General features: G+C 58.5%; 22 protein-coding genes and 2 tRNA genes. 10 read left to right on the plus strand and 14 right to left on the minus strand.

All coding sequences use genetic code 11. The features are described 5' to 3' along the window. Window positions 1-91: 91 nt before the first annotated feature. Window positions 92-1,210: an alanine dehydrogenase gene (gene ald, locus I8E17_RS05995; protein WP_069611943.1), complete on the plus strand. Its 1,119-nt coding sequence runs from the start codon at window positions 92-94 to the stop codon at window positions 1,208-1,210. Between the two features lie 17 nt (window positions 1,211-1,227). Here ald and I8E17_RS06000 read toward each other — a convergent pair whose 3' ends face one another. The 5 genes from I8E17_RS06000 to I8E17_RS06020 form a co-directional block, all read right to left on the minus strand. Next, window positions 1,228-1,737: a DUF1203 domain-containing protein gene (locus I8E17_RS06000; protein ID WP_069612284.1), complete on the minus strand. Its 510-nt coding sequence runs from the start codon at window positions 1,735-1,737 to the stop codon at window positions 1,228-1,230. Between the two features lie 81 nt (window positions 1,738-1,818). After that, the gene (locus tag I8E17_RS06005; protein ID WP_069611944.1) at window positions 1,819-2,433 is read right to left on the minus strand and encodes a GNAT family N-acetyltransferase; all 615 of its coding nucleotides are present in this window, start codon (window positions 2,431-2,433) and stop codon (window positions 1,819-1,821) included. Next, complete coding sequence (sseA, locus tag I8E17_RS06010) at window positions 2,388-3,245, minus strand: 3-mercaptopyruvate sulfurtransferase (protein ID WP_069611945.1); 858 nt, start codon at window positions 3,243-3,245, stop codon at window positions 2,388-2,390. Before sseA ends, I8E17_RS06005 begins: the two co-directional genes overlap by 46 nt. A gap of 60 nt (window positions 3,246-3,305) precedes the next feature. Further along, window positions 3,306-4,043: an alanyl-tRNA editing protein gene (locus I8E17_RS06015; protein ID WP_069611946.1), complete on the minus strand. Its 738-nt coding sequence runs from the start codon at window positions 4,041-4,043 to the stop codon at window positions 3,306-3,308. A 4-nt stretch (window positions 4,044-4,047) separates the two neighbouring features. Beyond that, entirely contained in the window at window positions 4,048-5,088 is a 1,041-nt protein-coding gene (locus I8E17_RS06020) for a cysteine synthase A (RefSeq protein WP_069611947.1), read from the minus strand. 294 nt (window positions 5,089-5,382) lie between these two features. Between I8E17_RS06020 and I8E17_RS06025 the strand changes: the two genes are divergently transcribed. Then, window positions 5,383-6,213, plus strand: a complete 831-nt coding sequence (locus I8E17_RS06025) for an SDR family NAD(P)-dependent oxidoreductase (RefSeq protein WP_069611948.1) — start codon at window positions 5,383-5,385, stop codon at window positions 6,211-6,213. Between the two features lie 3 nt (window positions 6,214-6,216). Here I8E17_RS06025 and I8E17_RS06030 read toward each other — a convergent pair whose 3' ends face one another. After that, window positions 6,217-7,674 carry a deoxyribodipyrimidine photo-lyase gene (locus I8E17_RS06030; RefSeq protein WP_069611949.1) on the minus strand — a complete coding sequence of 486 codons (1,458 nt, stop codon included), beginning with the start codon at window positions 7,672-7,674 and terminating at the stop codon, window positions 6,217-6,219. A 249-nt stretch (window positions 7,675-7,923) separates the two neighbouring features. On the opposite strand from I8E17_RS06030, the gene I8E17_RS06035 reads away from it, so the two are divergent. Beyond that, window positions 7,924-9,036 (plus strand): sn-glycerol-3-phosphate import ATP-binding protein UgpC, encoded by a 1,113-nt coding sequence (locus I8E17_RS06035; protein WP_069611950.1) that lies wholly within the window; start codon window positions 7,924-7,926, stop codon window positions 9,034-9,036. A gap of 186 nt (window positions 9,037-9,222) precedes the next feature. On the opposite strand, the gene I8E17_RS06040 is transcribed toward I8E17_RS06035, so the two are convergent. The 3 genes from I8E17_RS06040 to I8E17_RS06050 form a co-directional block, all read right to left on the minus strand. Continuing rightward, entirely contained in the window at window positions 9,223-10,137 is a 915-nt protein-coding gene (locus I8E17_RS06040; RefSeq protein WP_069611951.1) for an ABC transporter permease subunit, read from the minus strand. A 7-nt stretch (window positions 10,138-10,144) separates the two neighbouring features. Then, entirely contained in the window at window positions 10,145-11,029 is an 885-nt protein-coding gene (locus I8E17_RS06045; protein WP_069611952.1) for a sugar ABC transporter permease, read from the minus strand. 99 nt (window positions 11,030-11,128) lie between these two features. Further along, complete coding sequence (locus tag I8E17_RS06050) at window positions 11,129-12,481, minus strand: extracellular solute-binding protein (RefSeq protein WP_069611953.1); 1,353 nt, start codon at window positions 12,479-12,481, stop codon at window positions 11,129-11,131. Window positions 12,482-12,808: 327 nt separating this feature from the next. On the opposite strand from I8E17_RS06050, the gene I8E17_RS06055 reads away from it, so the two are divergent. After that, on the plus strand, window positions 12,809-13,366 hold the full coding sequence (locus I8E17_RS06055) for a sugar O-acetyltransferase (RefSeq protein ID WP_069611954.1): 558 nt from the start codon (window positions 12,809-12,811) through the stop codon (window positions 13,364-13,366). A 9-nt stretch (window positions 13,367-13,375) separates the two neighbouring features. On the opposite strand, the gene I8E17_RS06060 is transcribed toward I8E17_RS06055, so the two are convergent. Next, a complete protein-coding gene (locus I8E17_RS06060) occupies window positions 13,376-13,687 on the minus strand; it encodes a hypothetical protein (RefSeq protein WP_069612285.1) in 312 nt (103 codons plus the stop codon). A 116-nt stretch (window positions 13,688-13,803) separates the two neighbouring features. On the opposite strand from I8E17_RS06060, the gene I8E17_RS06065 reads away from it, so the two are divergent. The 3 genes from I8E17_RS06065 (at window position 13,804) to I8E17_RS06075 (ending at window position 15,079) form a co-directional block, all read left to right on the plus strand. Further along, window positions 13,804-13,878 (plus strand) — tRNA-Asn (locus I8E17_RS06065). 298 nt (window positions 13,879-14,176) lie between these two features. Continuing rightward, window positions 14,177-14,581 (plus strand): DoxX family protein, encoded by a 405-nt coding sequence (locus I8E17_RS06070; protein ID WP_069611955.1) that lies wholly within the window; start codon window positions 14,177-14,179, stop codon window positions 14,579-14,581. Between the two features lie 312 nt (window positions 14,582-14,893). Then, complete coding sequence (locus I8E17_RS06075) at window positions 14,894-15,079, plus strand: hypothetical protein (RefSeq protein WP_069611956.1); 186 nt, start codon at window positions 14,894-14,896, stop codon at window positions 15,077-15,079. A 198-nt stretch (window positions 15,080-15,277) separates the two neighbouring features. On the opposite strand, the gene I8E17_RS35275 is transcribed toward I8E17_RS06075, so the two are convergent. The 3 genes from I8E17_RS35275 to I8E17_RS06085 form a co-directional block, all read right to left on the minus strand. After that, on the minus strand, window positions 15,278-15,412 hold the full coding sequence (locus I8E17_RS35275) for a hypothetical protein (protein ID WP_257713998.1): 135 nt from the start codon (window positions 15,410-15,412) through the stop codon (window positions 15,278-15,280). 370 nt (window positions 15,413-15,782) lie between these two features. Then, the gene (locus I8E17_RS06080) at window positions 15,783-16,889 is read right to left on the minus strand and encodes a porin (RefSeq protein WP_069611958.1); all 1,107 of its coding nucleotides are present in this window, start codon (window positions 16,887-16,889) and stop codon (window positions 15,783-15,785) included. A gap of 857 nt (window positions 16,890-17,746) precedes the next feature. After that, window positions 17,747-18,199 (minus strand): acetyltransferase, encoded by a 453-nt coding sequence (locus I8E17_RS06085; RefSeq protein ID WP_069611959.1) that lies wholly within the window; start codon window positions 18,197-18,199, stop codon window positions 17,747-17,749. A 316-nt stretch (window positions 18,200-18,515) separates the two neighbouring features. Here I8E17_RS06085 and I8E17_RS06090 point away from each other — a divergent pair. After that, a tRNA-Cys gene (locus tag I8E17_RS06090) sits at window positions 18,516-18,589 on the plus strand. Window positions 18,590-19,478: 889 nt separating this feature from the next. Here I8E17_RS06090 and I8E17_RS06095 read toward each other — a convergent pair. After that, window positions 19,479-19,919 carry a Rap1a/Tai family immunity protein gene (locus I8E17_RS06095; protein WP_069611960.1) on the minus strand — a complete coding sequence of 147 codons (441 nt, stop codon included), beginning with the start codon at window positions 19,917-19,919 and terminating at the stop codon, window positions 19,479-19,481. A 450-nt stretch (window positions 19,920-20,369) separates the two neighbouring features. On the opposite strand from I8E17_RS06095, the gene I8E17_RS06100 reads away from it, so the two are divergent. Together I8E17_RS06100 and I8E17_RS06105 are read left to right on the plus strand one after the other, a co-directional pair. Continuing rightward, on the plus strand, window positions 20,370-21,020 hold the full coding sequence (locus I8E17_RS06100; protein WP_069611961.1) for a protein-L-isoaspartate O-methyltransferase: 651 nt from the start codon (window positions 20,370-20,372) through the stop codon (window positions 21,018-21,020). A gap of 258 nt (window positions 21,021-21,278) precedes the next feature. Next, a complete protein-coding gene (locus I8E17_RS06105) occupies window positions 21,279-22,148 on the plus strand; it encodes a DUF2497 domain-containing protein (protein WP_069612286.1) in 870 nt (289 codons plus the stop codon). Window positions 22,149-22,242: the final 94 nt, after the last annotated feature.

Below are 22,242 nucleotides of genomic sequence, written 5' to 3' on the forward strand. Positions count from 1 at the left end.
AAATCGTCTTTGCAAGGACATTGCGGGACGGTGGTGGTCTGATTTCATCTGGAGAAAATGAAAGACGCAAAAGCATTCGAGGAGGAATGAAATGCGCGTTGGCTGCCCCAAGGAAATCAAGAACCACGAATACCGCGTCGGCCTGACGCCGGCATCCGTTCGCGAGTACGTCGCCCATGGCCACGAAGTCTGGGTCGAGACGAAGGCCGGTGCCGGCATCGGTGCCGATGACCACGCCTATGTGGCTGCCGGCGCCAAGATCGCCGTAAGCGCCAAGGATATTTTCGAGAAGTGCGACATGATCGTGAAGGTCAAGGAGCCGCAGCCCTCGGAATGGGCACAGCTCCGCGAAGGCCAGCTTCTTTACACCTATCTGCATCTGGCCCCTGATCCGGAACAGACCAAGGGCTTGCTCGCCTCGGGCGTGACTGCCATCGCCTACGAGACGGTGACCGACGAGCGCGGCGGCCTGCCGCTGCTGGCGCCGATGTCCGAAGTTGCCGGCCGCCTGTCGATCCAGGCGGGTGCAACCGCTCTGCAGAAGGCCAATGGCGGCCTCGGCATCCTGCTCGGCGGTGTGCCCGGCGTGCTGCCGGCTAAGGTGGCGATCATCGGCGGCGGCGTCGTCGGGCTGCATGCCGCCAAGATGGCAGCCGGCTTGGGTGCCGACGTCAGCATTCTCGATCGTTCGCTGCCGCGCCTGCGCCAGTTGGACGATATCTTCAATGGCCGCGTCCATACCCGTTATTCGAGCATCCAGGCGCTGGAAGAGGAAGTCTTCTCCGCCGATCTCGTCATCGGTGCCGTGCTGATCCCCGGCGCCGCCGCGCCGAAGCTGGTGACGCGCGAAATGCTGTCAGGCATGAAGAAGGGCTCTGTTATCGTCGATGTCGCCATCGACCAGGGCGGCTGTTTCGAAACCTCGCATGCAACGACGCATTCCGATCCGACCTTTGTGGTGGAAGGTGTCGTGCACTACTGCGTCGCCAACATGCCGGGCGCGGTTCCCGTCACCTCGGCGCATGCGCTCAACAACGCCACGATCTATCACGGTCTCGCCTTGGCCGATCGTGGGCTGCGCGCCATCGCGGAAGACAAGCATCTCCGCAATGGCCTCAATGTCCACAAGGGCCGCATCACCAATCGGCCAGTGGCGGAGGCGCTCGGCTATGAAGCCGTTGCACCCGAAAGCATTCTGAACGTCGCGTAAAGCCCATCGCGCGCACGTCAGATGGAGGCGCCGGCATCCGCGTATGCCGGCGCTCCGATTTTATCGATCCGGCATTGGTAGCAGTTGTTGCGCGCGGAGCGGACATGGACATAGGCTATGTCGGGACGCTCAAGCAGCGAAGCTGCGTAGACTGCGACGTCATCGGTCGGCGTCACGGCGCCGGTCCCATAGACGATGCGGTCGTTCTTGCCATAACCACGCACGATGAAATCCTTGCTGGTCGTCAGCACCGGCGGCAGGATTTCTTCTGCTTCGTAGCGCTGACATGGCGTCTTGTGCAGGAAGATCGGTCCCGTCTCCGCATAGGGCTGCAATTCCGGAAAGGGGCGATAGGCGAAGACGAACAGCTCTTCGCCGGCATCGATATTGCGCAGGCAGTGACGGCAGGGATGGCCGGGGCCATCCGAAATCATTGTCTCCGGCCGGTGACTATAGGCATCGACGCCGCCGTTCCACAAAACTTCGGCATCGGAGGTGGGCATGGCTGCAAAGGCGATGGAAGGCATGGCAAAGCTCCTTTCGAGATTTGCCATGTGATGCGCCGGAACAAGAGCCGAAGCCACCCGATTCCTGCCGAAAGCGAACCCTTAGCTCTTCTTGGCGAGCTCAAGCAGTTCCTTGTCACTCAGCGGCCGGACGATGCCTTCGCCGGTCGAAATCGGCGAGAAGCCGAACATCTGATAGAGCTGCAACGCCCTGGGGTGATCGAGATTATTTGTGGTCGTCACGATGCGCTGCGGGTTTAACGTCCATATGGCGTAGAGCGACTGCAGCAGGAACCATTTGCCGATGCCGAGGCCGAGCGCGTTTTCGATGAGGCCGAAATGGCTGAGCTCGATCGTCTCCTCGTCCTGGCGGAAATATTCGAAGAATCCGCCCGGCGCGCCATTGACGTAAAGCACGCTGATATCGTTGCGCGGGTCGTGAAGAATAGCGGCCAGTTGCTCGTCGGAGAGACGCAGTCGCTCCACCCAGTGCCAGCGGGCGCCCACCTGGCGATAGAGATAGCGATAGAAGGGCAGCGGAATGCCGGGCGCACGCATGATCGCGGTCTGGATATTGACCGGCACCGGCAGGCTGGCCTTGGGCGGCGCGGTCATTTCCAGGCGGGTGATGTGAACCTTGATGGAGGAGGGCGTCTTCACGGCTATGATGCTCAATCTTGACCGGTGACGATGGGCGTATCCGCCCGGCTGCCCCATTCCGACCAGGAGCCGTCATAGAGCTTGTTGTTGCCGTGGCCGAGGGATTCGAGCGCCAGCGTGATGATGGCGGCGGTAATGCCGGACCCGCAGGTCGTCACCACAGGCTTATCGAGATCGATGCCGGCCTTCTCGATGGTTTCCCTCAATTCCGGCAGCGACTTGAACTTGCCATTCGTAGCAAAAACGCCCGACGGCAGGCTTCTCGCGCCCGGCATATGGCCTGAGCGCATGCCTTCGCGCGGCTCAGGCTCCGTTGCTGCGAAACGGCCGCCACTGCGGGCATCTGCGATCTGCAGGGAATGGCTGTCGACGATTTCTCGCATCTCTTCGAACGAGACGACACGGCTGCCGTTGAACTTAGGCTTGAATGTCGCGGGCGCAAAGGCAGGCGTCGCCGTCTCCAGCGGCCGCCCTTCGGCCTTCCAGCCATCCAGGCCGCCGTCGAGTACAAAGACATTCGGCGCACCCATGACGATGTGGAACAGCCACCAGACGCGCGGCGAGGCGAACAGGCCCGGACCATCATAGATCACGATCCGATCGCTCTCGCTGATGCCGAGCTTACCGACTTCGGACGCGAAGAATTCGGGCGAGGGGACCATATGCGGCAGGTTGGTCGAATGATCCGCGATCTTGTCCTGGTCGAAGCGGATGGCGCCGGGAATATGGCCGCTGGCATATTCGGCATCGGCATCGCGCTTCTGTGCCGGCAGATAGAAGGATGCGTCGAGGATGCGCAGGTCCTTGGCACCCAGCTCGCCCTGCAGCCAGTCGGCGGATACGACGAAACGGCTCTTGTCCGCTGCCATGATGATCACTCCCTGCTATGATTTATTGGTCTTGATATCGAGATACAGGCGCTTGCCCGGTCAATTATCGTCGGTCGGCGTGCCGAAGCGAATGCGGAAACGGCGGTTTTCCTTGCCCTTCTTCTCGATCTTGGCGATGTGGATCGCGCCGACCTCCTGCGTTTCCGACACATGCGTGCCGCCGCAAGGCTGGCTGTCGATAGACGAATCCCCGCCGATACAGACAAGGCTGACACGGCCGAGACCCATTGGCGGGCGCACATTCTTGGATTTGACGATGCCGGGATTGGCAATCAGCTCCTCATCCGTGATCCAGCGGACGAAAACCGGATGGTTCTCGTTGACGAGCGCCATCAAATTCGCCGTTACTTCATCCTTATCCATCGTCTCGCTCATGTCGAAATCGACGCGACTTTCATCTTCGCCGACTGCCGCGCCCGTGATCGGATAGGGGCAGACCACGGAAAGCAGATGGCAGGCCGTATGCATGCGCATCAGCTTATAGCGCCGCGCCCAGTCGATGTGCAGCACCAGCTTCTCGCCCACGATGGGTAATGGCTGGCCCTCGAGCGGCACATGGATGATGATGTCCTTGATCGGCCCGTGCTTCGTTTGACCGAGCATGATCCTCGAGCCGTCGCCGCGCTCCAGGAAACCTGTATCGCCCGGCTGACCGCCCGAGGTGGCGTAGAAGCAGGTCTGATCGAGCTCGATGCCCCCATCTTCGTGGATCGCGGTGACGACGGCTTCCGCGGTCGAGAGATAGAAATCGTCACGATAGAGGGCATGGACGGTCATATGGTCACGCTGTTGTTTCGTATGGGACGGCGATTTCAGCCCGTTTTTCCAAATAGCTTGGCAGCGGCAAACCCTTCGACTTCAGGAAGTCGGGATTGAAGAGCTTGGACTGATAGCGATTGCCGTAATCGCACAGGATGGTCACGACCGTATGTCCGGGACCGAGATCCTTGGCGAGACGAACCGCGCCGGCGATATTGATGGCCGTCGAGCCGCCGAGGCACAGGCCTTCGTGTTCGACCAGATCGAAGATATAGGGAAGCGCTTCGGCATCGGTGATCTGATACGCGAAATCGGGCGTGAAACCTTCCAGGTTCGCCGTGATGCGGCCCTGGCCGATGCCTTCGGTGATCGAGGAGCCGGAGGATTTCAGCTCGCCGTTCTTGTAGAATTCATAAAGGGCCGCGCCTTCCGGATCGGCGATGCCGATCTTGATGTCCTCGTTGAAGGCATGCAGCCCCATGGCGACGCCCGCCAGCGTGCCGCCGGAACCGACTGAGCAGATGAAGCCGTCGATCTTTCCGTTGGTATCGTTCCAGATTTCCTTGGCTGTTGTCTCGATATGCGCCTGACGGTTGGCGACATTGTCGAACTGGTTGGCCCAGATCGCGCCGTTCGGCTCTGTCTTTGCGAGCTGTTCGGCCAGCCGGCCCGAGACCTTCACATAGTTGTTCGGGTTCTTGTAGGGGACGGCCGGAACTTCGACCAGCTCGGCCCCGAGCAGCTTCAGTGCGTCCTTCTTTTCCTGGCTCTGTGTCTCAGGAATGACGATGACGGTACGATAGCCGAGTGCCTTGGCAACCAGCGTCAGGCCGATACCGGTGTTGCCGGCCGTACCCTCGACGATGACGCCTCCCGGCCTCAGTAGACCCTTTTTCTCGGCGTCGCGAATAATGTAGAGCGCGGCGCGATCCTTCACCGATTGGCCGGGGTTCAGGAATTCGGCCTTGCCGAGAATAGTCGAGCCCGTCGCCTCTGAGGCGCCCTTGAGCTTGATCAACGGCGTATTGCCAATTGCTTCGAGGACGGAGGGATGGACGGTCATGGAATCTGCCTTCTGTTCGCAACTACTGTAAGAACGGTCTTTTCCCTTCACAAGGCGGCATAGGCAAGAAATTCTGTTCCTTGCTACTCCTTTGCCTCGCAAAATTCGACTTGGCGGGCGTTTCGACCTCTTTCTATTAACCCGGGCCTCAGTCTCCAATTGGTGACATTGTTTTCCCGATGAAGCCGTCAGTCTGGCCGAAAGCGGCCACAATGATACGCTATTTCTAAAATGCCACGACGGTCGCTGTTGAAAGCGTTTGATGTAGGCGGCCGCCAGCCAAGGAGAAGAGCCATGAGCCCGTTCATCGCACGTCCTGAACATGGAGTGGTCTGGATCACCGGCGCCAGTTCCGGTATCGGCCGCGCGCTCGCGCTGAAGCTCGCGGAAGAAGGATATAAGGTTGCCGTTACGGCTCGCAGCCACGATAAGCTTCTGGCGCTGCAGGCCGAGGCAAGCGCGCTTACCGGCAGCATCGTCGTGCTCGATGGCGATGTATCCGATACGGAGGATATGGAACACACTGTCGCCGCCATCGAATACCAGCATGGCCCTGTTGCTCTGGCAGTTTTGAACGCCGGCATCTATCTGCCGGCACGAGGCGAAGATCTCAATCACGAAGTCTTCGAGCGGAGTTTCGCTGTCAATCTTCACGGTGTCGTCAATTGTCTCGTTCCGGCGGTCAGGCATATGCGCGCGAGGGGATACGGCCAAGTCGCTATTGTCTCGTCCGTTGCCGCTTATGGCGGTCTGCCCGGCGGTGCGGCCTATGGGGCCAGCAAGGCTGCACTGATCAACATGGCCGAAAGCCTGAACTTCGAGCTCGACCGCATGGGCATCCACATCCAGCTCATAACTCCAGGCTATGTCGACACGCCATTGACGGCACAGAACAAGTTCGTGATGCCTGATATCGTGTCGGCAGAGCAGGCGGCTGATGCGATCGCTGCCGGATTGAAATCCTCATCCTTCGACATCAGTTTCCCGAAGAGCCTGGTCTATCGGGCAAAACTGTTGAAGTTGCTGCCCTATGGCCTCTATTTCAAGGCGCTCAGGTATTTTCTCCGGAGCGGCAGCAAGCGCGGGCCGGTCGCCCCGCACATAACCGCGCATCCGGCCGAATAGCGCCTATCTGTCATTCTTCAGCGATGCGTGCGCGGCCAGCGCGCGCTGGCGCGCCATGGCATGATCGACGATCGGCCGGGGATAGTGCTTGCCGAGTTCTATGCCCGCACGCTTGAGCACATCGTCGGGCGCCTCGAACGGCCGATGGATATATTTGCTGTCGAGCTTGGCGAGCTCCGGCACGAAAGCCCTGACATAGCCGCCCTCCGGATCGAATTTCTCGCCTTGCAACACTGGATTGAAGATGCGGAAGAAGGGCGAGGCATCGGCGCCGGAGCCCGCAACCCACTGCCAGTTTGCTGTATTGGCGGCCGGATCGGCATCGACGAGCGTATCGCGAAACCAGGCTTCGCCGTCACGCCAGTCGATCAGCAGATCCTTGATGAGAAAGGAAGCGGTGATCATGCGGACACGATTATGCATCCAGCCATGGCGCCAGAGCTGCCGCATGCCGGCATCGACGATTGGATAACCGGTTTGCCCTCGCTGCCAGCTTGTGAGCAGCTGGGTATCGGATAGCCAGGGAAAATCATCGTAACGATCGTTCCAGTTTTCCGTCCTGAGTTTCGGGAAATGAAAGAGCTGATGATAGCAGAATTCGCGCCAGACCAGCTCCTTGCGGAAGCGGACGACATTGTCTTTGGCGATATTGTCGGGAAGTCCGCGCGTCGCATGCCAGATACGGGCAGGCGAAATCTCTCCGAGCGCCAGATGCGGCGAGAGCAGGGAGGTTGCCGGTCTGTCCGGAAAATCGCGGCCGACCGCATAATCATCGATGGCGCCATCGATGAAGTCCTTCAGCTTCTCTTGCGCCGCGGCTTCGCCCGGCTTCCATATGTCCGGGAATTCTGATGCCCAGTTCGGCTTGGTGGGCAGCATTGACCAAGAGGCGAGCGTGTCCGATTGCGGCCAGCGGCCGGGTGCGAGGAGCATTGCCGGCGCGTCTATCGGAAACGGCGGCTCGCCGGATTGTTCGAATGCGCGCCAGAAGGGCGTGTAAGTTTTGTAATGGTCGCCTGCGCCCGTGCGCAGGCGTGTCGGTTCATGCAGCAGCTGGCCGGCAAAGCTGTTGGCCTCGATACCCTTGCTCCGCAACGCCTTCTTGATTTGGGTGTCCAGGTCGATCCCGACTGGGTCGTATCGACGGTTCCAGACGACGGCTTCAGCCTTGGTTTCCTTAATAAGTTTTTCGAGCACCGTCAGCGCATCGCCCTGGCGGAGGATGAGCTTGCTCTCCAATCTATCGAGGGCGGTTTGGAGAGCCGTGAGCGAATGATGCAGCCACCATTCCTGTGCTCCGCCAAGCGGGCCACGCTCCGTTGCATCCGGCTCGCGAATATAGACGGGAATTGCCGCGCGGCCTGATGTTGCCGCCGCCTGTAACGCGTGGTTGTCGTCTAGGCGGAGATCCTTGCGAAACCACATAAGAATGGGGCTCGGCTCTTGTGTCGGTGTCGTCATGGTCCTGGCCGATCGCCCATCCTCTGTTGCGTCTCGCATGCCTTATAAAGGCGAAAACCCTTATATGGTGCCAGCCGTCAAACGGTTCCGCTATCGCGCGTTACATAAGCGGATGCCACACGCAACTCTCGTAAGGAAAACTGGATGCCGTTTATGATATAAGGAATGCTTGTCACTGTTCTGTAATGCAAATTCGCTAGCAGTCCACCCGATTAACGTGCCGAGAATGGACAGGCGGGGAAGATTAAAATGGCGGAAATCCGCATCGAACAAGTTCGCAAGGCCTATGGACGCAACCCGGTCGTTCATGGCGTCGACCTGAATTTCCGATCGGGCGAATTTGTCGTCATCCTCGGACCTTCCGGCTGCGGCAAGTCCACGCTGCTGCGCATGATCGCCGGCCTTGAAGATATCACCTCGGGTGAGATCATCATCGATGGCAAGGTGGTCAACCAACTCGAGCCGCGCGAGCGCGGCTGCGCCATGGTCTTCCAGAATTACGCGCTCTATCCGCACATGGATGTCGCCGCCAACATGGGCTACGCGCTCAAGGTTGCCGGTGTGCCGCGCGCCGAGCGTGATCGCCGCATCAAGGAAACCGCCAAGATCGTCGGCCTCGAGGATTTCCTCGCCCGCAAGCCAGCCGAGCTTTCCGGCGGCCAGCGCCAGCGCGTCGCCATGGGTCGCGCGATCATCCGCGAGCCGAAGGTCTTCCTCTTCGACGAGCCGCTCTCCAATCTCGATGCCAAGTTGCGCGTGCAGATGCGCGTCGAAATCCGCCGCCTGCACAAGCGCTTGTCGGCGACCTCGGTCTTCGTGACGCACGATCAGGTCGAAGCCATGACGCTCGCCGACAAGCTGGTCGTTATGTACAAGGGCAATGTCGAGCAGGTCGGCACGCCGCTTGAAATCTACAATACGCCGCGCACGCGCTTCGTCGGATCTTTCATTGGCTCCCCGGCCATGAATTTCCTGGAAGGCACCTTCGCGGCCAATGGTGAGCAATTCATCTTCGACGGCATTCCGATCGCCATCGACGCCAACATCGGCAAGCGCCATGCCGGCCAGCCGGTCGCCCTCGGCATCCGGCCGGAACATGCACGCCTCGTTCCTGCCGGCACGCCCGGTGCTATCCCGGCAACGGTCGATTTCGTCGAAGAACTCGGTGCCGGCCGCGTTATCCATTGCGATATCAACGGTTCGAGCTTCGCCATCGCCGTTGCCGATCATACGACGGGCCAGACCGGTCAGTCCGTAGCGCTGGAACTGCCGCAGCAGCACACGCATCTATTTGCCCAGGATACCGGGCTGCGGCTAGACGCCGTTGCCTCCGTCACGCCGCTCAAAGTGCTGGCGAGCTGATTTCAAATATAAATTTTCAGTAGGTGAGCCCGGAAGTTTTCCCGACTTCCGGGTTTTTTATTTGTATAGATCGACGGAGTTTAAGTGAAGTCGGGTTTGCGCGGGATATTCCAGCACAATACCCGATGAGTACTCGATCGCAGGGGGACTGCCGCGACGCCAAATGCGGCGCGGCAGGAAACGCGATTACTTCTCCGTAGCGATCATGCCGCGAACGACCCAGCGCTGCATCAGCACGACGACGGCAAGCGGCGGAATCATAATGATCAGCGTGCCGGCCATCGCGATATGCCACTCCGGAAGGCCGCCAAAATTCGGGATGAGTGACTTGAGTTCGTGAACCGCCGTTATGTGGGCGGGATCGGTGGTCACCAACAACGGCCAGAGATACTGGTTCCACGCCCACAAGAACATGATGGTGCCGAGGGCGGCCATATTGGTGCGCGAGAGCGGCAGCAGAATATCGATGAAGAAACGCAACGCTCCGGCGCCGTCCATGCGCGCGGCCTCAGCCAACTCGTCCGGTATCGTCAGGAAGAACTGGCGATAAAGAAAGGTCCCAGTCGCTGTCGCGATCAGCGGCAGGATAAGGCCGATTGAGGAGTTGAGTAGCCCGAGGTTCAGCGAGACTTCGATGCCTGTAAGCTTTGCGATGAGCCAGGTGATGCCGGTGATGTCAAGAATTCCCTGGAATGGCGACAGTACGTTCGCTGCGACCGCATAGGTCGGCACGATCCGAACCTCGAGCGGCAGCATCAGCGTGATGAAGATCAGCCAGAAGATGAGGTGGCGACCGGGATAGCGGAAGTAGACGAGGGAAAAGGCTGTTATCGCCGAAACGAGCACCTTGCCCACCGCGACGCCGGTGGCGAAGATCAGGCTATTCAGCAGCTTGGGGCCGAGATTGGCGGTCGTCCAGGCAGTCTTCATGTTGACCCAGAAATCCGAACCGGGGATCAGCGACATCGGCACTTTGTTGACGTCGGTGATGTTATGCGATGCGGCAATGGTGACGATAGCCAGCGGACCTACAGCGACGATGAAGCCAAGGAGCAAGATCAGGTGGGTAAAGAAGTTAAGAATGGGGGTGCGCTCGACCATGTCAGCCTCAACGGTAATGCACGCGCTTCTCGATGAAGCGGAACTGGAAGATGGTAAGCAGAACGATCAGCAGCATGAGAATGATGCTCTGCGCCGCCGCACCGGAAAAATCGAGGCCCTTGAAGCCGTCCGAATAGATCTTGTAGACCATGAGGTTGGTCGAATTATGCGGGCCGCCCGAAGTCATGATGTCGACGATGCCGAATGAATCCTGAAAACTTTCGGTGATGTTGATAACGAGCAGGAAGAAGATCGTCGGGGTGATTAACGGGAGCTGGATATCCCAGAAGCGGCGGAGCACCCCGGAGCCGTCCATGGCGGACGCCTCGATCAGCGCGCGTGGGATGGCCTGGAAAGCGGCAAGGAAGAAGATAAAGCTGTATCCGATATATTTCCAAGAAAAGGCGGCGATGATGCAGGCCATGGCGGCATTGCCGTCGAGACCAGGATCCCAAAATCCCGGCCACCACTGATTGACCACGGCCATGAGGCCCGCTTCCGGCGCCAGGATGAAGCGGAAGGCCATGGCCGATGCAGGTGCTGCAATTCCGTACGGCCAGATCAGGACCACGCGGTAGATTTTAGAGCCGCGCAGCTGCCGATCGGTCAGCGCCGCAAGTATCAGTCCGCCCGCCATGGAAATAGTCGTGCTGATAGCAGCGAAAACAATGCTGATCGTGACCGAGTTCCAGTAATCGGAACTAGCGAGAATCGATTTGAAATTGTCGAGTCCGACCCAGATGTTGCCGCCGCCCCAGGGCTGCTGCAGCGTCAAGGACCAGAAGACCGCCTGACCGGCCGGCCAATAGAAAAAGGTGAAGATGAGAAGCAGCTGCGGCACTGCGAACAAGATGCCGACGCTCCATTTGTTGAAAGTTACTCGCTTTTCCATTGTCTCTACCGGCTTGATATCTCGATGCCACGCTTGCCCTCATAACGAACGTCCGCCGGGAAAGCCCGGCGGACGCTGTTCTGTTATGAGCTTTGCCGCTTACGGCAGCTGCTTGCCCTTGTAGGTGGCTTCGAAGCGCTCGAGCACGGCGTCGCCGTTCTTGACGAGATTGTCGATGCCTTCCTGGACGCTGACCTTGTTGGCGAAGATGGCCTGCATCTGATTGCCGAATTCAGCGCGGATCTGCGTGAAGCTGCCGAGGCGAATGCCGCGGGTGATCGCGGTCGGCTCGGAAGCCGTCAAGCTGGCGATAGCGACTTCGCGACCCTTGTAAGGAGCCTTGTCGTAGAAACCGGAGGATTTCATGAATTCGAAGCCGGACTTCGTAACCGGGATATAGCCGGTATTGGTCGACCAGAAGAGAGCGGTTTCGGGCTTGGCAATGAAGTTCAGGAACGCGGCAGCGCCCTTGTATTCGTCAGAGGTCTTGCCGGAGAGAACCCAGAGCGATGCGCCGCCGACGAGCGAATTCTTGCGCTCGGTACCGGCGTAGACCGGGAGCTCGGCGACATCCCAGTTCATGCCGGCCTTCTGCGTCTTGCCGACTGTGCCATGGTCGCCGACCGAGGTCATGATCATCTGGCAATCGCCAGCGGCAAAGGCCTGGACCATGTCCTGGCCGAGGTCCTTGGACTTGATCTTGATGAAGCCCTGGTCGTACCAGCTCTTGAGATCCGTCACATACTTGACGAACTTGGTCTTATTGACGGTCAAGCGGGCATCGAGACCATCATAACCGTTGTTCTTGGTGGCAATCGGCTGATCGTGGATGGCCGAGAACTGCTCCATCAGCTGCCAGCTTTCGTTGCCGGAAATGTTGATCGCCATCGGGCATTCATAGCCGGCGCCCTTCAGCGCCTTCATGTCTTCCGCAGCTTCTTCCCAGGTCTTCGGAGCGGCAGTTTTGCCGATCTTGGCGAAGGCATCCTTGTTCCAGTAGAGCAGAGCGGTGGAAGAGTTGAACGGGAAGGAAAGCAACTCGCCCTTCGAGGTGGCGTAGTAGCGGGCGATACCCGGGAAATAGTTGTTCCAGTCAACCTTGTAGCCGTTTTCTGCCATCAGCTTGTTGACCGGATAATAGGCGCCCGAAAGCATCATTGTTGCCGTGCCGACGTCATAGACCTGAACGATCGTCGGCTGCTTGTTTGCGCGGAAGGCGGCAATCGTGTTCTGCAGAGCGGCGTCGTAGTTACCCTGGCTGACGCAGGAAACTTCATAATCCTTTTGGGAATCGTTGAAGTTCTTGCAGAGCGTCTCAACGACGCGCTGAAGGTCGCCCGACAAACCAAACCAGAAATCGAACTTGACCGGAGCTGCGGCAGCCGGCATCGCCAGAGCGACGCTCATGACGCCGGCAGTAGCAGCCGAAATGAAGTTTTTAAGTTTCGACATAATCCCTATTTCCTTTTTGAAAGCTCGGAACCGGTGGTCTTGCGCAAGTCCGCGGTAGCGCGGGTTATAGACAAGCTGTGTGACAGTTTGTTGTGGGCAAGAATCCCAGGTTGGCGGGCTTTTTCACAAGGGTAGCGGCTTTGCGGAGCAACGCTCATCGCAGGATCGTGCATTTGAGGTTCTGCTGATCAAAAGGTGTGGGCTGCGTCTGTTTGCCCATAGATTGCTGGTCGGTCAGGAAGACGCAATGGTCCTCCTTGCCTGTGCCCCGAGCCGTGTTGCAAGATCACCGGCAGGACGTTCTGATGGCATTGAAGGAATGAGAATATGGGTCTCAGCGAGCGGCAGAAAATGGCGGCGGGGGAGTGGTACTGCTGTTTCGATCCGGAGCTCGATGCCTTGCGCCGGCAGGCGCGCGAGGCTGTGCATGCACATAACACGATGCCGCCCGCCCAGCGGGGCAATCTTGCGCCGGCTTTGTCTGCGCTCTTTGCCGAGATCGGCGAGAGCGTCTTCATCGAGGCGCCGTTTCATTGCTCCTATGGCATCAATATCTCGCTCGGCCGTCGGGTCTATATGAATGCCGGCTGCACGATCCTCGATAGCGCCAGCGTCCGCATCGGCGACGGCAGCATGCTGGGACCGGGCGTCCATATCTATTGCGCCGAACATCACAGGGATGCCGAATTGCGCGGGGCGGGTCTGGAAGTCGCCCGGCCGGTGACGATCGGCAGAAGCGTCTGGATCGGCGGCGGCGCGATCCTGGTCGGCGGCGTGTCGGTGGGGGACGGCGCGATCATCGGCGCCGGCGCGGTCGTCACCAGGGATGTTGCCGCTGGTGCGACTGTTGTCGGCAATCCGGCTCGTCCCGTTCGTGCGGGATAGGATAAAGAGTTAGTTTGCCGGGCGGCGTTTTCGCGTCCACCATACGACGAAGCGGCGGCGCCAGCGGCGCACCATAGGCATGTCGTGCGAGAGCACGATAAAGCCCAATGGCAGCATCCAGAAGCCGAGCACCGGCAGGAAGCCGAGCAGTCCGCCGAAAATCAGCGCAATCCCCACGCCAAGGCGGGCAAGGCGCGATCGGGGCAGGGGGATTCTGACGGAGCCGAAAACCAGCTCGCGGGTTGAGGGATCAATGCCAAAACGGCGGGTTTTCCGGCCATTCCGATCGGCATTTGCTGTCGTTTCGCTTTGATCGGTCATCCACAGGAAATGGTGGCGCGAGGAAATAATGCAAGAGAATGCATTTTTTTTGAAAAAACCGCTTGGCAAATCGGGAAAGCATTTGTATTACCCCGCTCACACCGCGCCAAGCGCATTCCCTGGTAGCTCAGCGGTAGAGCATTCGACTGTTAATCGACAGGTCGCCGGTTCGAATCCGGCCCGGGGAGCCACTCTTCTTATACAGAGTTGAAGCTGATATCGGAGCAGGCGTGTCCGATTGATTTAATCCTGTGTCCGTAATTCTCAAAGCTGATGAGTGCGGCCCGGCTTATAGCAGCGCATTTTTGCAGTTTTATTGCGCATGCCTCGCAGCACCGACTTCGGCCGAGGCTCGCATGGTTCGACAGCGGTATCTTCGTTGACCGGTCTTTCCCATTCATGCCAGATTGCCGCCACCTGTCAGGCAGGCGTCAATGCCGGTGGTCAATCGGCGATGTGGGCCACATCTGGCACATTTGGGGGATAAAGATGGCCGAGAATGCGAGCTTTCGCGGTGGAGTGGCGGTGGGATGGGTTCTTAGCGTAATTGTGATTCTTGCATTGGTGGCCGATGGGGCGGTTGATCTGTTTGCGCCGGCCTTAATCAGTGCGCAGATGGAGGAGACGGGCTTTCCCGCCAATCTGGCTGCGGTGGTGGGTTTGATCATCTTCGTTTGCGTCATTCTTTACGCAATTCCGCGCACGGCAGTCCTTGGAGCGATCCTAACGACCGGGTTCTTCGGCGGTGCAATTTGCGCCCATCTGCGTCTCGGAGAAATCGGGTCGCCACCACAACTTATAAGTTTATTGCTCGGCGTCACGGCGTGGGGTGGTCTTTATCTTCGCGACGAACGTATTCGGCGCCTGCTGCCCCTCCGTTCGGTGGACGACTGAAAATCGAGCGCATGACCCATTCAGACTTTTTGCGGTGCAATAACAATATCTTGCGCTGCACCTCCCTCCGCGCGGGGATTGCGAATGGTAGCGGGCTAATGAGATTGTGCCAAGATGATGCATCCGTGCTTTTCGAGAGCCCGTGGAGGCGGCGCTCGGGTGGATATATGTGGCATTTCTGAAAAAATTAGTTCAAGGTATGGTTGCTCTCGCGAATGTGAGAGCATGTTCATGTGTCGTTAATGCGATGCGGCGCATGAACGTAATGCGCGATCCGCGCAGCATAGTCCCCCAATGCTTTAGAGGTTCGACATGAAAAACCTGATTCTTGCTTCTGCAGTAGCTGTGGCGTCGGTCTTTGCCTTCAGCGTGCCGTCCGAGGCCGCTCCGATGCATCATCATCGTCATCACCACTATCATCATCACTGCCATGTGAAGAAGGTAAAGCGCAAGATTCATGGGCGCTGGGTTGTGCGCCATGTGCGCGTCTGCCGCTGATCGGAAGACTTAAGAGCCGGCGCAGGTTCCTCTTAAACCCAAACGGCCGCTGCCGGAGTTCCGGTGGCGGCCGTATCGTTTGCATTATACCTCGAAGTGACCCGCTGCCCGCGTTTAGCGTGAGTTCGGCAGCCGGCACATCAGCTGCGATACGCCAACTGCTCGCAGCGCCAGTACACTAGGGCCGAATCTCGAATATTACGCCGCCATGGCGGCGATGATGATAGCGACGGTCGTCCCGCCATCTGTCATCCCAATGACGGCGGCGATCCCAGCCGCGGTCACCATGCCAATGACGGCGATCGCGATCGCGCCAGCGAGGACGGTCGTCATCGCGCCATCGGCGCGATCCATGCTCTTGCACAAGGATAACATCAGACGCGCGCGATATGGATGGATTGCTCGGCGGCGCGGCCATTGCGGGCAGGGCGGCGGGCAGCGCGGAGCCTATGGCCAGCGTCACGCTCAAGGCGAGTGAGGCAAGGTGGTGTTTCAAGATGCTAACTCCTGTATTCAGCCATGTCCCTTTCATCGCTAAACGCCAGGGCAGCGACCAGGTTCCCCTTTTCGTTGACTGGAGATCCTTATGACACGCGTACTGATCGCAGGAGGAGCCGCTGATTGCGGGTGTCACAACAAAAAGGGGGCCGGCAGGGAAAGCCGGCCCCCTTCCTTCTCTGATCGGAGGTCAAGTCTGATCAGGTTAGAAGTTGCGTTCGAAGCGCAGGATGCCCGAAACGGTGTCGTCGTGGGCATAGTCATAGTGAACGTAGGTCAGTTCCGGCTCGACCAGGAGGTTCTTGACCGGGTTGAACTTCAGGTTCGTGGTTGCTTCGAAGATTTTCGAGTCGCTGTAGGCGAGCTGGAGGTTCCACTTCAGCTTGTCGTTGAACGGAACGCCAACGCCGCCCCAGACAGCCCAGTCACCCCAGCCGCACTTCGATGCGTTGACGGTACCGTTCGGTGCCGTGCAAGCGGAGACGTCCTGGTTGGTGCCTGCGTACTTGTTGAGCTTGTCGCCGTCGGTGTTCCAGCCGCCCATCAAGAAGGCCGTGAATGCGCCGAAATCAGCATCGACGCGAGCCTTGATGGCGCCTTCTTCGACGATGGAGTCATAACCGCCGACGACCTTGAAGCCCCATGCGCCAGACTTGAAGCCGGCACCGGCAACGACGTCAGGAGCGTAGTGGTTGGTCTTGTCGTCCGTCCACCAGCTTGCGCCGTAGGATGCCGAGCCGGTCGTGGCGGAGTTGGAATCTTCGAGCGAGATCACAGCCGAGAAGCCGTTGCCTGCATCGTATTCATAGGTCAACTGGTTGAGTTCATACGGACCGTCATAGATCACGTCGTCGTTGATGACGTCGCCGGCGTAACCGATGTACAGGTTGTACTGCGAGTCCTTCTTACCAACGGTGAAGCCGCCGAGGCTGATGTAGGACCACAGCAGGTTGGTGGATGTGGAGCCGCCGTCATTCCAGTCCCAACGAACGATGGTTTCGGTCTTCAGCGGACCGTACTCGGTGTCGGTAGCGGTGTCGACGTTCAACTCAGCACGGGTGTGCCAGAGCGTGCCCTGATGGCTGTCGCGGTTGTAAGCGTTGTACCATTCACCTTCCGTACGAACCTTGCCGCCGATCTTGAGGCAGGTTTCGGTGCCCGGGATGAAGAAGTAGCCAGCGCCGTATGCGTCGCAGATGCGGACGTATTCCAGCGGCTCGGGCTCAGCTGCTACGATAGCGTCAGCAGCGTGAGCACCGGATACTGCTGCCAAAGCAGCAGCGGAGCCGAGAAGAAGGCTCTTGATGTTCATAATAACTCCAATCTTTCTTGATTGGGCATGAGATATCGCGCCGAGAAACGACGTGCCCAACCCCATCCCGTTCATGTTCCCTATTCAGTAGGTGCGAAGTAATAAGCTTCGCGAACTATTTCCTGAACCCGCTTCAGTGATTTGGCAAGATACTAAGGGTACGGAACTATATGTGCACTACTCGAAAGCCGGCGTTGTTGCAAAAATGACGCAATTCGCGGAAGTGTCTGATCCCAGCCTGTTTGCATCTCGTTTGGATGGCTTGTCTTCCATAAGTCCGGAAAGCGTTTAAGTCTCCGGCTATTAAGGCGATACGCGCTCCGATTTGGGGCGGGCGAGGGCAGGAAGCCGCCGCCATATGATTATGGTCACTCCTGAGACCGGGCGCAGACGATTGCCCCTCAATCCGGATGGCCGCGCCGGGTCGCGGCTCTTCTGAGCCGCAACTGTTGAAACGATCCCAGGCGGCGAAACCCCGGGCGGCGCACGCGCATCACTCTATAGAAGAGAAGATGAGAGACATGAAAGAGAAGGTGAGAGACCGTGTGGAATCGCGCTTGGTTGCGATGCTGTTGACGGAGGCTTGGCTATGGTGCGTCCGACGACATTACTGGGGCGTAGTCTCGTCGGACGCGGCACTGTCCGGTCCGTGGGTGGCGTACAAACCGGTAGTACGAATGCTAGCAGCCACCACAGGTTTCCATAACCTACCTGAATGGGCTGGCAGCTTCAGGCGCTCGATAGGATGACTGCGCCGCGATCCAGCAATGAATTTTTCGTTCTCAGTTTCCATCGGTTCGCCAAACTCCAAGATGGTCGCCACAACACCCGAATGGAGCGTCATCGGCAGCAGCGCCTCATGGCGCGGTCGGTCTTTGCCATCGCAAATGAAGGATCGGGTGGGGGCGGCCTTGGTCGTCTACATCGGCGCGCCCTGTTACCTTGAATCCGAGCCGCTCGTAAAAGCCGACAGCGCCCGCATTCTGCTCGTTCACGTCGACGGTGACGACATCTTTTCCAGCACGAAAGCTACCGAAAAGCAGACGTCCCAAGCCTGCACCTCTGCTGTCGGCATGTATAAAGAGCGAATCGATGTGGTTCCCGGTCGCTCCCAGGAAGCCGTGTGGCAAATTATTGGCATCCGCCGCCACCGTGAACTCCGCGTTCGGCAGGTAGTCTTCCAAGACCATCCTCGCAATCGCTTCCCGGTCCGATGCATCGAGAAAATCATGGGTGGCTTCCACGGAGGTCCGCCATATCTCATAATTGCGCGCGATGTCGTCAGGCGTTGCTGGCCGCAGCAGGAACATGTCCGAATTCTCACTATGCTGTTCGAAATTTCAGCATGGCTGTTTAATATTCCCGCACCGCCGCGTAAAGGCTGCGCGGTCTTGAGCTTTGCAACTTTTCCGTGCGCCATTCCGGCTCGGCCGATATTGGCACATCTGCGACGCTCCTGCCGTCTTGGGCGCAATGCATTTCATCACCCGCATTGAAGGCTTACACACGAGCAGCAGGCAATTCTCTCTTCAGAGTGAAAAAAGGACAGAATTCAGAATAAGCCTCTTGCGGTTTTCTTTGGATCATTCTAAATCCGCGCCACCACAACGCAAATTGCTTTCGGATGGCCTCGTGGCGGAGTGGTTACGCAGAGGACTGCAAATCCTTGCACCCCGGTTCGATTCCGGGCGAGGCCTCCAATTTTCCTTAAATCCACAATAAGTAATTGATTTTTCAGTGGAATTTCAGCGCGATTCCGGCCTGAAACATTCTGATATACCGAAGTTAAATGTGGCAATCCGTTCTATGTTCAGTTTCTGTCTCATTGGCTGCCAGCAATGATTTGGTGTCTATTCCATTTGCTCTGATCGTGGGTAGTCCGGAATCTGCCTGCCCAGGACGCAGGACGGCGGTGGCGCGTTCGATCGTTCAAAATTCTCTATTGCGCAAACATCATAAGCGAGACGATACCGAGCAGTGCCAAAGCACCGAGGATTGGCAGCAGTCGAATCATAATTAGGCGAGCAAGCTTCTTGCGCTCGACCGGTGTCAGCGCAAGCCACTGCGACTTCGGTAACGACATTGATACTCCCTATCCCCCGTCTCAGCGTCGCATTCGAAACTGAAATGACGCTTAAGGTACTGAGGAGTTACGGGAGTTTGAGGATGGCGGTGCCGGCGTTTCGGCTTCGGACATCGCCCAAGTGACAAATGCAGTCGGACCCCGATCCGGTTCGGTGCTGAAAGTGCGAAGCAAATGAATAGAGAATTCGTGCTTCCACAAAAGCAAAAGCGGTCCAGTCTAGGGAAAAAACTGGGCCGCCTTTCGCTGGACTAGAGGTCAATCAAATTCAGCACGCTAATTATAAGGTGTACTTAGTAGTTGTCAACGCAAATGCGATGTGGCGTCTTCGCGCATCAAGCCTCGCGCTCTTCGGCCTGACTGAGATCTTCGCTTGAGCTACCGGTTCCATTGCGTATTTGGTCCGCACACGCGGCAGGGGCGTGGTCGCTTCGGATGATTCTCAATCCTCAGCGAAAGTTTCAGCTGCCGCGTGTCGGTTCTTAGCCGCCATTGCGGGAGAATGACTATTCCTCAAGGCAAGGAAAGGCGAATTTGTAGGCGCGTGCGATCAGTGAGCTGGCAGGCCGCTCGAGCTGCCAGGAGTGCTCCGCCATCCACTTGCAGGCTATCGTCGTCGCCTTTGTATTGCTGAGCTCGGGCGGCAGACAGAAAGCACCGACAAACTGTTGAAGGTAGCGCTCGTAGCGCGATGAGTTTTTCGGAGTCTGCTTCGTGGCTCGGATTGTCAGGCTCTTCGTCCGCTGAGCCTCGTCAAGAATGCCCTGGATATAGACAGACGCGAGCGTTCGGTCCTCTTCGCACCATTCGTCGAGCTGTTTTCCGGTAACGATATGTCCGATGATCGGGGCTGTCTCCTTCGGCTCATCCTCGCTTGACGTTCCCTCGCTCAACGCGACCTGGGGTAAGAGAAGGAGAAGCGCGGCAGCGAAGAGCGAAAGCCTCATTCGGAAAACCTACATCATCGAGGAAAGGCTCGCGGCCAGAAAAACCACCAGCGGCAGCGACGTTACGACGAAAAGAACGAGAGAAACAGGCATGCCAGCCACCTTCTATTCAAATTTAATGTTTGGGCCGAATAGCTTCGGGCCGGAAGGTCGATTGGTCACCCACCCGGGCGGGTCCAATGTCCTGAAGCGTGGTCGCGTGAAGTTAACATTTTGCTAACGAGCGTTCCGGTCTGGGACACGGCGGATTCGCAATCCTTGCAGAATCCCGAGTATCAAAAGGCGCTGGCTCGAATTTAAGGTGTCGATTGTTGTTCGTCGGCGACGCCTGACCATGAATCTCGGCGCCTGTTGCGGCAATGCCTTGAAAGCGCAGCGTCAGGCGATTAAGACACGCGTAACAGAAAGTAGAGCCAGCCCGTTCGGGCACCAAGGGCGCAAGAGGATAAGATGGATTTCGAAGCAGCGCGCGTGAAGATGGTCGAGAACCAGATCCGGACGACGGATGTCACCTCCCATTCCGTGTTGAATGCATTTTTCGCCGTACCGCGCGAAAACTTCGTACCGGAGAAGTCGAAGCTCCTGGCCTATGTCGATTGCGATATCGAGGTCGCTCCCGGGCGCTTCCTCATGGAAGCCTCGCCGCTTGCTAAGCTGCTGCAGCTCGGCTCGATCACCAAGGACGACAAGGTTCTCGATGTCGGCTGTGGCACGGGCTATGTCTCCGCTGTCCTGTCGCTTCTCGCCGGCAAGGTTATCGCACTTGAATCCAACGAGGAGCTTGCGGCTCAGGCGAAGACCAATCTTGCCGCACTTGGCTACGATAACGTGACGGTCGTTGGCGGTGACCTTGAAAAGGGACATGCCGCTAACGCACCCTACGATGTGATTTTCCTCAACGGCTCGATCGAGCAGTTGCCGCAGGGCCTGCTTGACCAGCTCGGCGAAGACGGCCGCCTGATCACGGTCATCGGCTATGGTCACGCCGCCCGAGCCACCGTTTTCATGCGCGAGCGCGGTGCCTTCTCGGAAAACGTCTTCTTCAACGCCTCGATCAAGCCGCTTCCGGGCTTTGCCAAGGCCAAGGAATTCGTCTTCTGATTTTCTGGACGAGCTATCTTTGAGCTTGCGACGGGCGCCTTTTGGCGCCTGTTTTTTATTGTCGCCACCTGTGGCAGAATCGTGTTCAGCAAAGCGATTCGTCGTGATCGTAACAAAACTGTGCATCACCGGGTTTAGTGCTTTTCAGGTGATTTTTTTCCCGAAGGCAGTCATCTAGGGTGGCCCTGATTCGGGCGCCGCCTGGCGAGTTTGCGGTGCGGGTTTCCGGTCGCTGAATATGGGAAAACGGGGATGAATATGGCTCAGCCAAATGTAGTGCGTGAACCGTCCATGGAAGAGATTCTGGCGTCGATCCGCAGGATCATCGAAAGCAACGAACCCGTAGGCGCCAAGCCGGTTCCCTCAACGCATTTCGCCGGCACCGGCATGCGTGATGACGATATTCATTTGACTGTGGATGAAGAGTTCGCTGCCGCCGATCGGGCGCGCGCAGCTGAACAGGACCCGCGTTTCGTTGCGGCAAACTCCCAGGTCCCGGTTGCAGAGCCGGAAGCTGGCGGCCGCGGTCTGTCGCTGGCCGATGTTGCCGCGCGTGTGCGTGCCGCTTCCGAGCGTAATACCGCCGCATTGCTGAATGCGGGGCGCGAGCCGCCACAGCCGCGCGAGCTGCCGCCCGCCATGGCTGCGCGCCTTGCCGAGGTGCACGTCGAGCCGATCGCCGACACCTCCCTGAGACAGGCCATTGCGGATGTTGCCGCGCCGGTCGCTCCGCCTGTTATGCGGGCGGTGGCCGAGGTTGAACCTGAGATGGAAGCGCAGAGGCCGACGGCTGCCTCTGCGGCGCCTGTCGCAGCACCTGCCGTAACACCGATTTTCGAGGCGGCGGAACTCACCATTGCCGCGCAAGCGGAGGCTGCATCCCCGCCATCGGCCCAGGCCGTATCCGCATCGCCGCTGATGTCGGAAGCCGCCGGCGCACAGGTTTCCCGCTCGTTCGAAGAACTGGCTGCCATCGTCGATGGCGGCCCGCGCCGTTCTCTCGATGAACTGGCGCAAGAGATGCTCCGGCCCATGCTTCAGGAATGGCTCGACGACAACCTGCCGACCCTTGTGGAACGTCTCGTGCGTGAAGAAATCGAACGAGTGGCCCGCGGTCCACGCCGCTGACAGGCCTCAGCTTCGGGCAGACGATCCGCCGCTCCGGTCTCCGGAGCGGCTTTTTTATTGACTTGCCCACGGCCATCCTATTTACAACCCGCAT

Source organism: Rhizobium sp. AB2/73 (assembly GCF_020871915.1).
GTDB lineage: Bacteria > Pseudomonadota > Alphaproteobacteria > Rhizobiales > Rhizobiaceae > Rhizobium > Rhizobium dioscoreae.

Bases quoted from the DNA above. Each gene is read 5' to 3' on its own strand.
- ald (WP_069611943.1), top strand. From the start codon at position 92: ATGCGCGTTGGCTGCCCCAAGGAAATCAAGAACCACGAATACCGCGTC.
- I8E17_RS06000 (WP_069612284.1), bottom strand. From the start codon at position 1,737: ATGCCTTCCATCGCCTTTGCAGCCATGCCCACCTCCGATGCCGAAGTT.
- I8E17_RS06005 (WP_069611944.1), bottom strand. From the start codon at position 2,433: ATGGGGCAGCCGGGCGGATACGCCCATCGTCACCGGTCAAGATTGAGC.
- sseA (WP_069611945.1), bottom strand. From the start codon at position 3,245: ATGGCAGCGGACAAGAGCCGTTTCGTCGTATCCGCCGACTGGCTGCAG.
- I8E17_RS06015 (WP_069611946.1), bottom strand. From the start codon at position 4,043: ATGACCGTCCATGCCCTCTATCGTGACGATTTCTATCTCTCGACCGCG.
- I8E17_RS06020 (WP_069611947.1), bottom strand. From the start codon at position 5,088: ATGACCGTCCATCCCTCCGTCCTCGAAGCAATTGGCAATACGCCGTTG.
- I8E17_RS06025 (WP_069611948.1), top strand. From the start codon at position 5,383: ATGAGCCCGTTCATCGCACGTCCTGAACATGGAGTGGTCTGGATCACC.
- I8E17_RS06030 (WP_069611949.1), bottom strand. From the start codon at position 7,674: ATGACGACACCGACACAAGAGCCGAGCCCCATTCTTATGTGGTTTCGC.
- I8E17_RS06035 (WP_069611950.1), top strand. From the start codon at position 7,924: ATGGCGGAAATCCGCATCGAACAAGTTCGCAAGGCCTATGGACGCAAC.
- I8E17_RS06040 (WP_069611951.1), bottom strand. From the start codon at position 10,137: ATGGTCGAGCGCACCCCCATTCTTAACTTCTTTACCCACCTGATCTTG.
- I8E17_RS06045 (WP_069611952.1), bottom strand. From the start codon at position 11,029: ATGGAAAAGCGAGTAACTTTCAACAAATGGAGCGTCGGCATCTTGTTC.
- I8E17_RS06050 (WP_069611953.1), bottom strand. From the start codon at position 12,481: ATGTCGAAACTTAAAAACTTCATTTCGGCTGCTACTGCCGGCGTCATG.
- I8E17_RS06055 (WP_069611954.1), top strand. From the start codon at position 12,809: ATGGGTCTCAGCGAGCGGCAGAAAATGGCGGCGGGGGAGTGGTACTGC.
- I8E17_RS06060 (WP_069612285.1), bottom strand. From the start codon at position 13,687: ATGACCGATCAAAGCGAAACGACAGCAAATGCCGATCGGAATGGCCGG.
- I8E17_RS06070 (WP_069611955.1), top strand. From the start codon at position 14,177: ATGGCCGAGAATGCGAGCTTTCGCGGTGGAGTGGCGGTGGGATGGGTT.
- I8E17_RS06075 (WP_069611956.1), top strand. From the start codon at position 14,894: ATGAAAAACCTGATTCTTGCTTCTGCAGTAGCTGTGGCGTCGGTCTTT.
- I8E17_RS35275 (WP_257713998.1), bottom strand. From the start codon at position 15,412: ATGACGACCGTCCTCGCTGGCGCGATCGCGATCGCCGTCATTGGCATG.
- I8E17_RS06080 (WP_069611958.1), bottom strand. From the start codon at position 16,889: ATGAACATCAAGAGCCTTCTTCTCGGCTCCGCTGCTGCTTTGGCAGCA.
- I8E17_RS06085 (WP_069611959.1), bottom strand. From the start codon at position 18,199: ATGTTCCTGCTGCGGCCAGCAACGCCTGACGACATCGCGCGCAATTAT.
- I8E17_RS06095 (WP_069611960.1), bottom strand. From the start codon at position 19,919: ATGAGGCTTTCGCTCTTCGCTGCCGCGCTTCTCCTTCTCTTACCCCAG.
- I8E17_RS06100 (WP_069611961.1), top strand. From the start codon at position 20,370: ATGGATTTCGAAGCAGCGCGCGTGAAGATGGTCGAGAACCAGATCCGG.
- I8E17_RS06105 (WP_069612286.1), top strand. From the start codon at position 21,279: ATGGCTCAGCCAAATGTAGTGCGTGAACCGTCCATGGAAGAGATTCTG.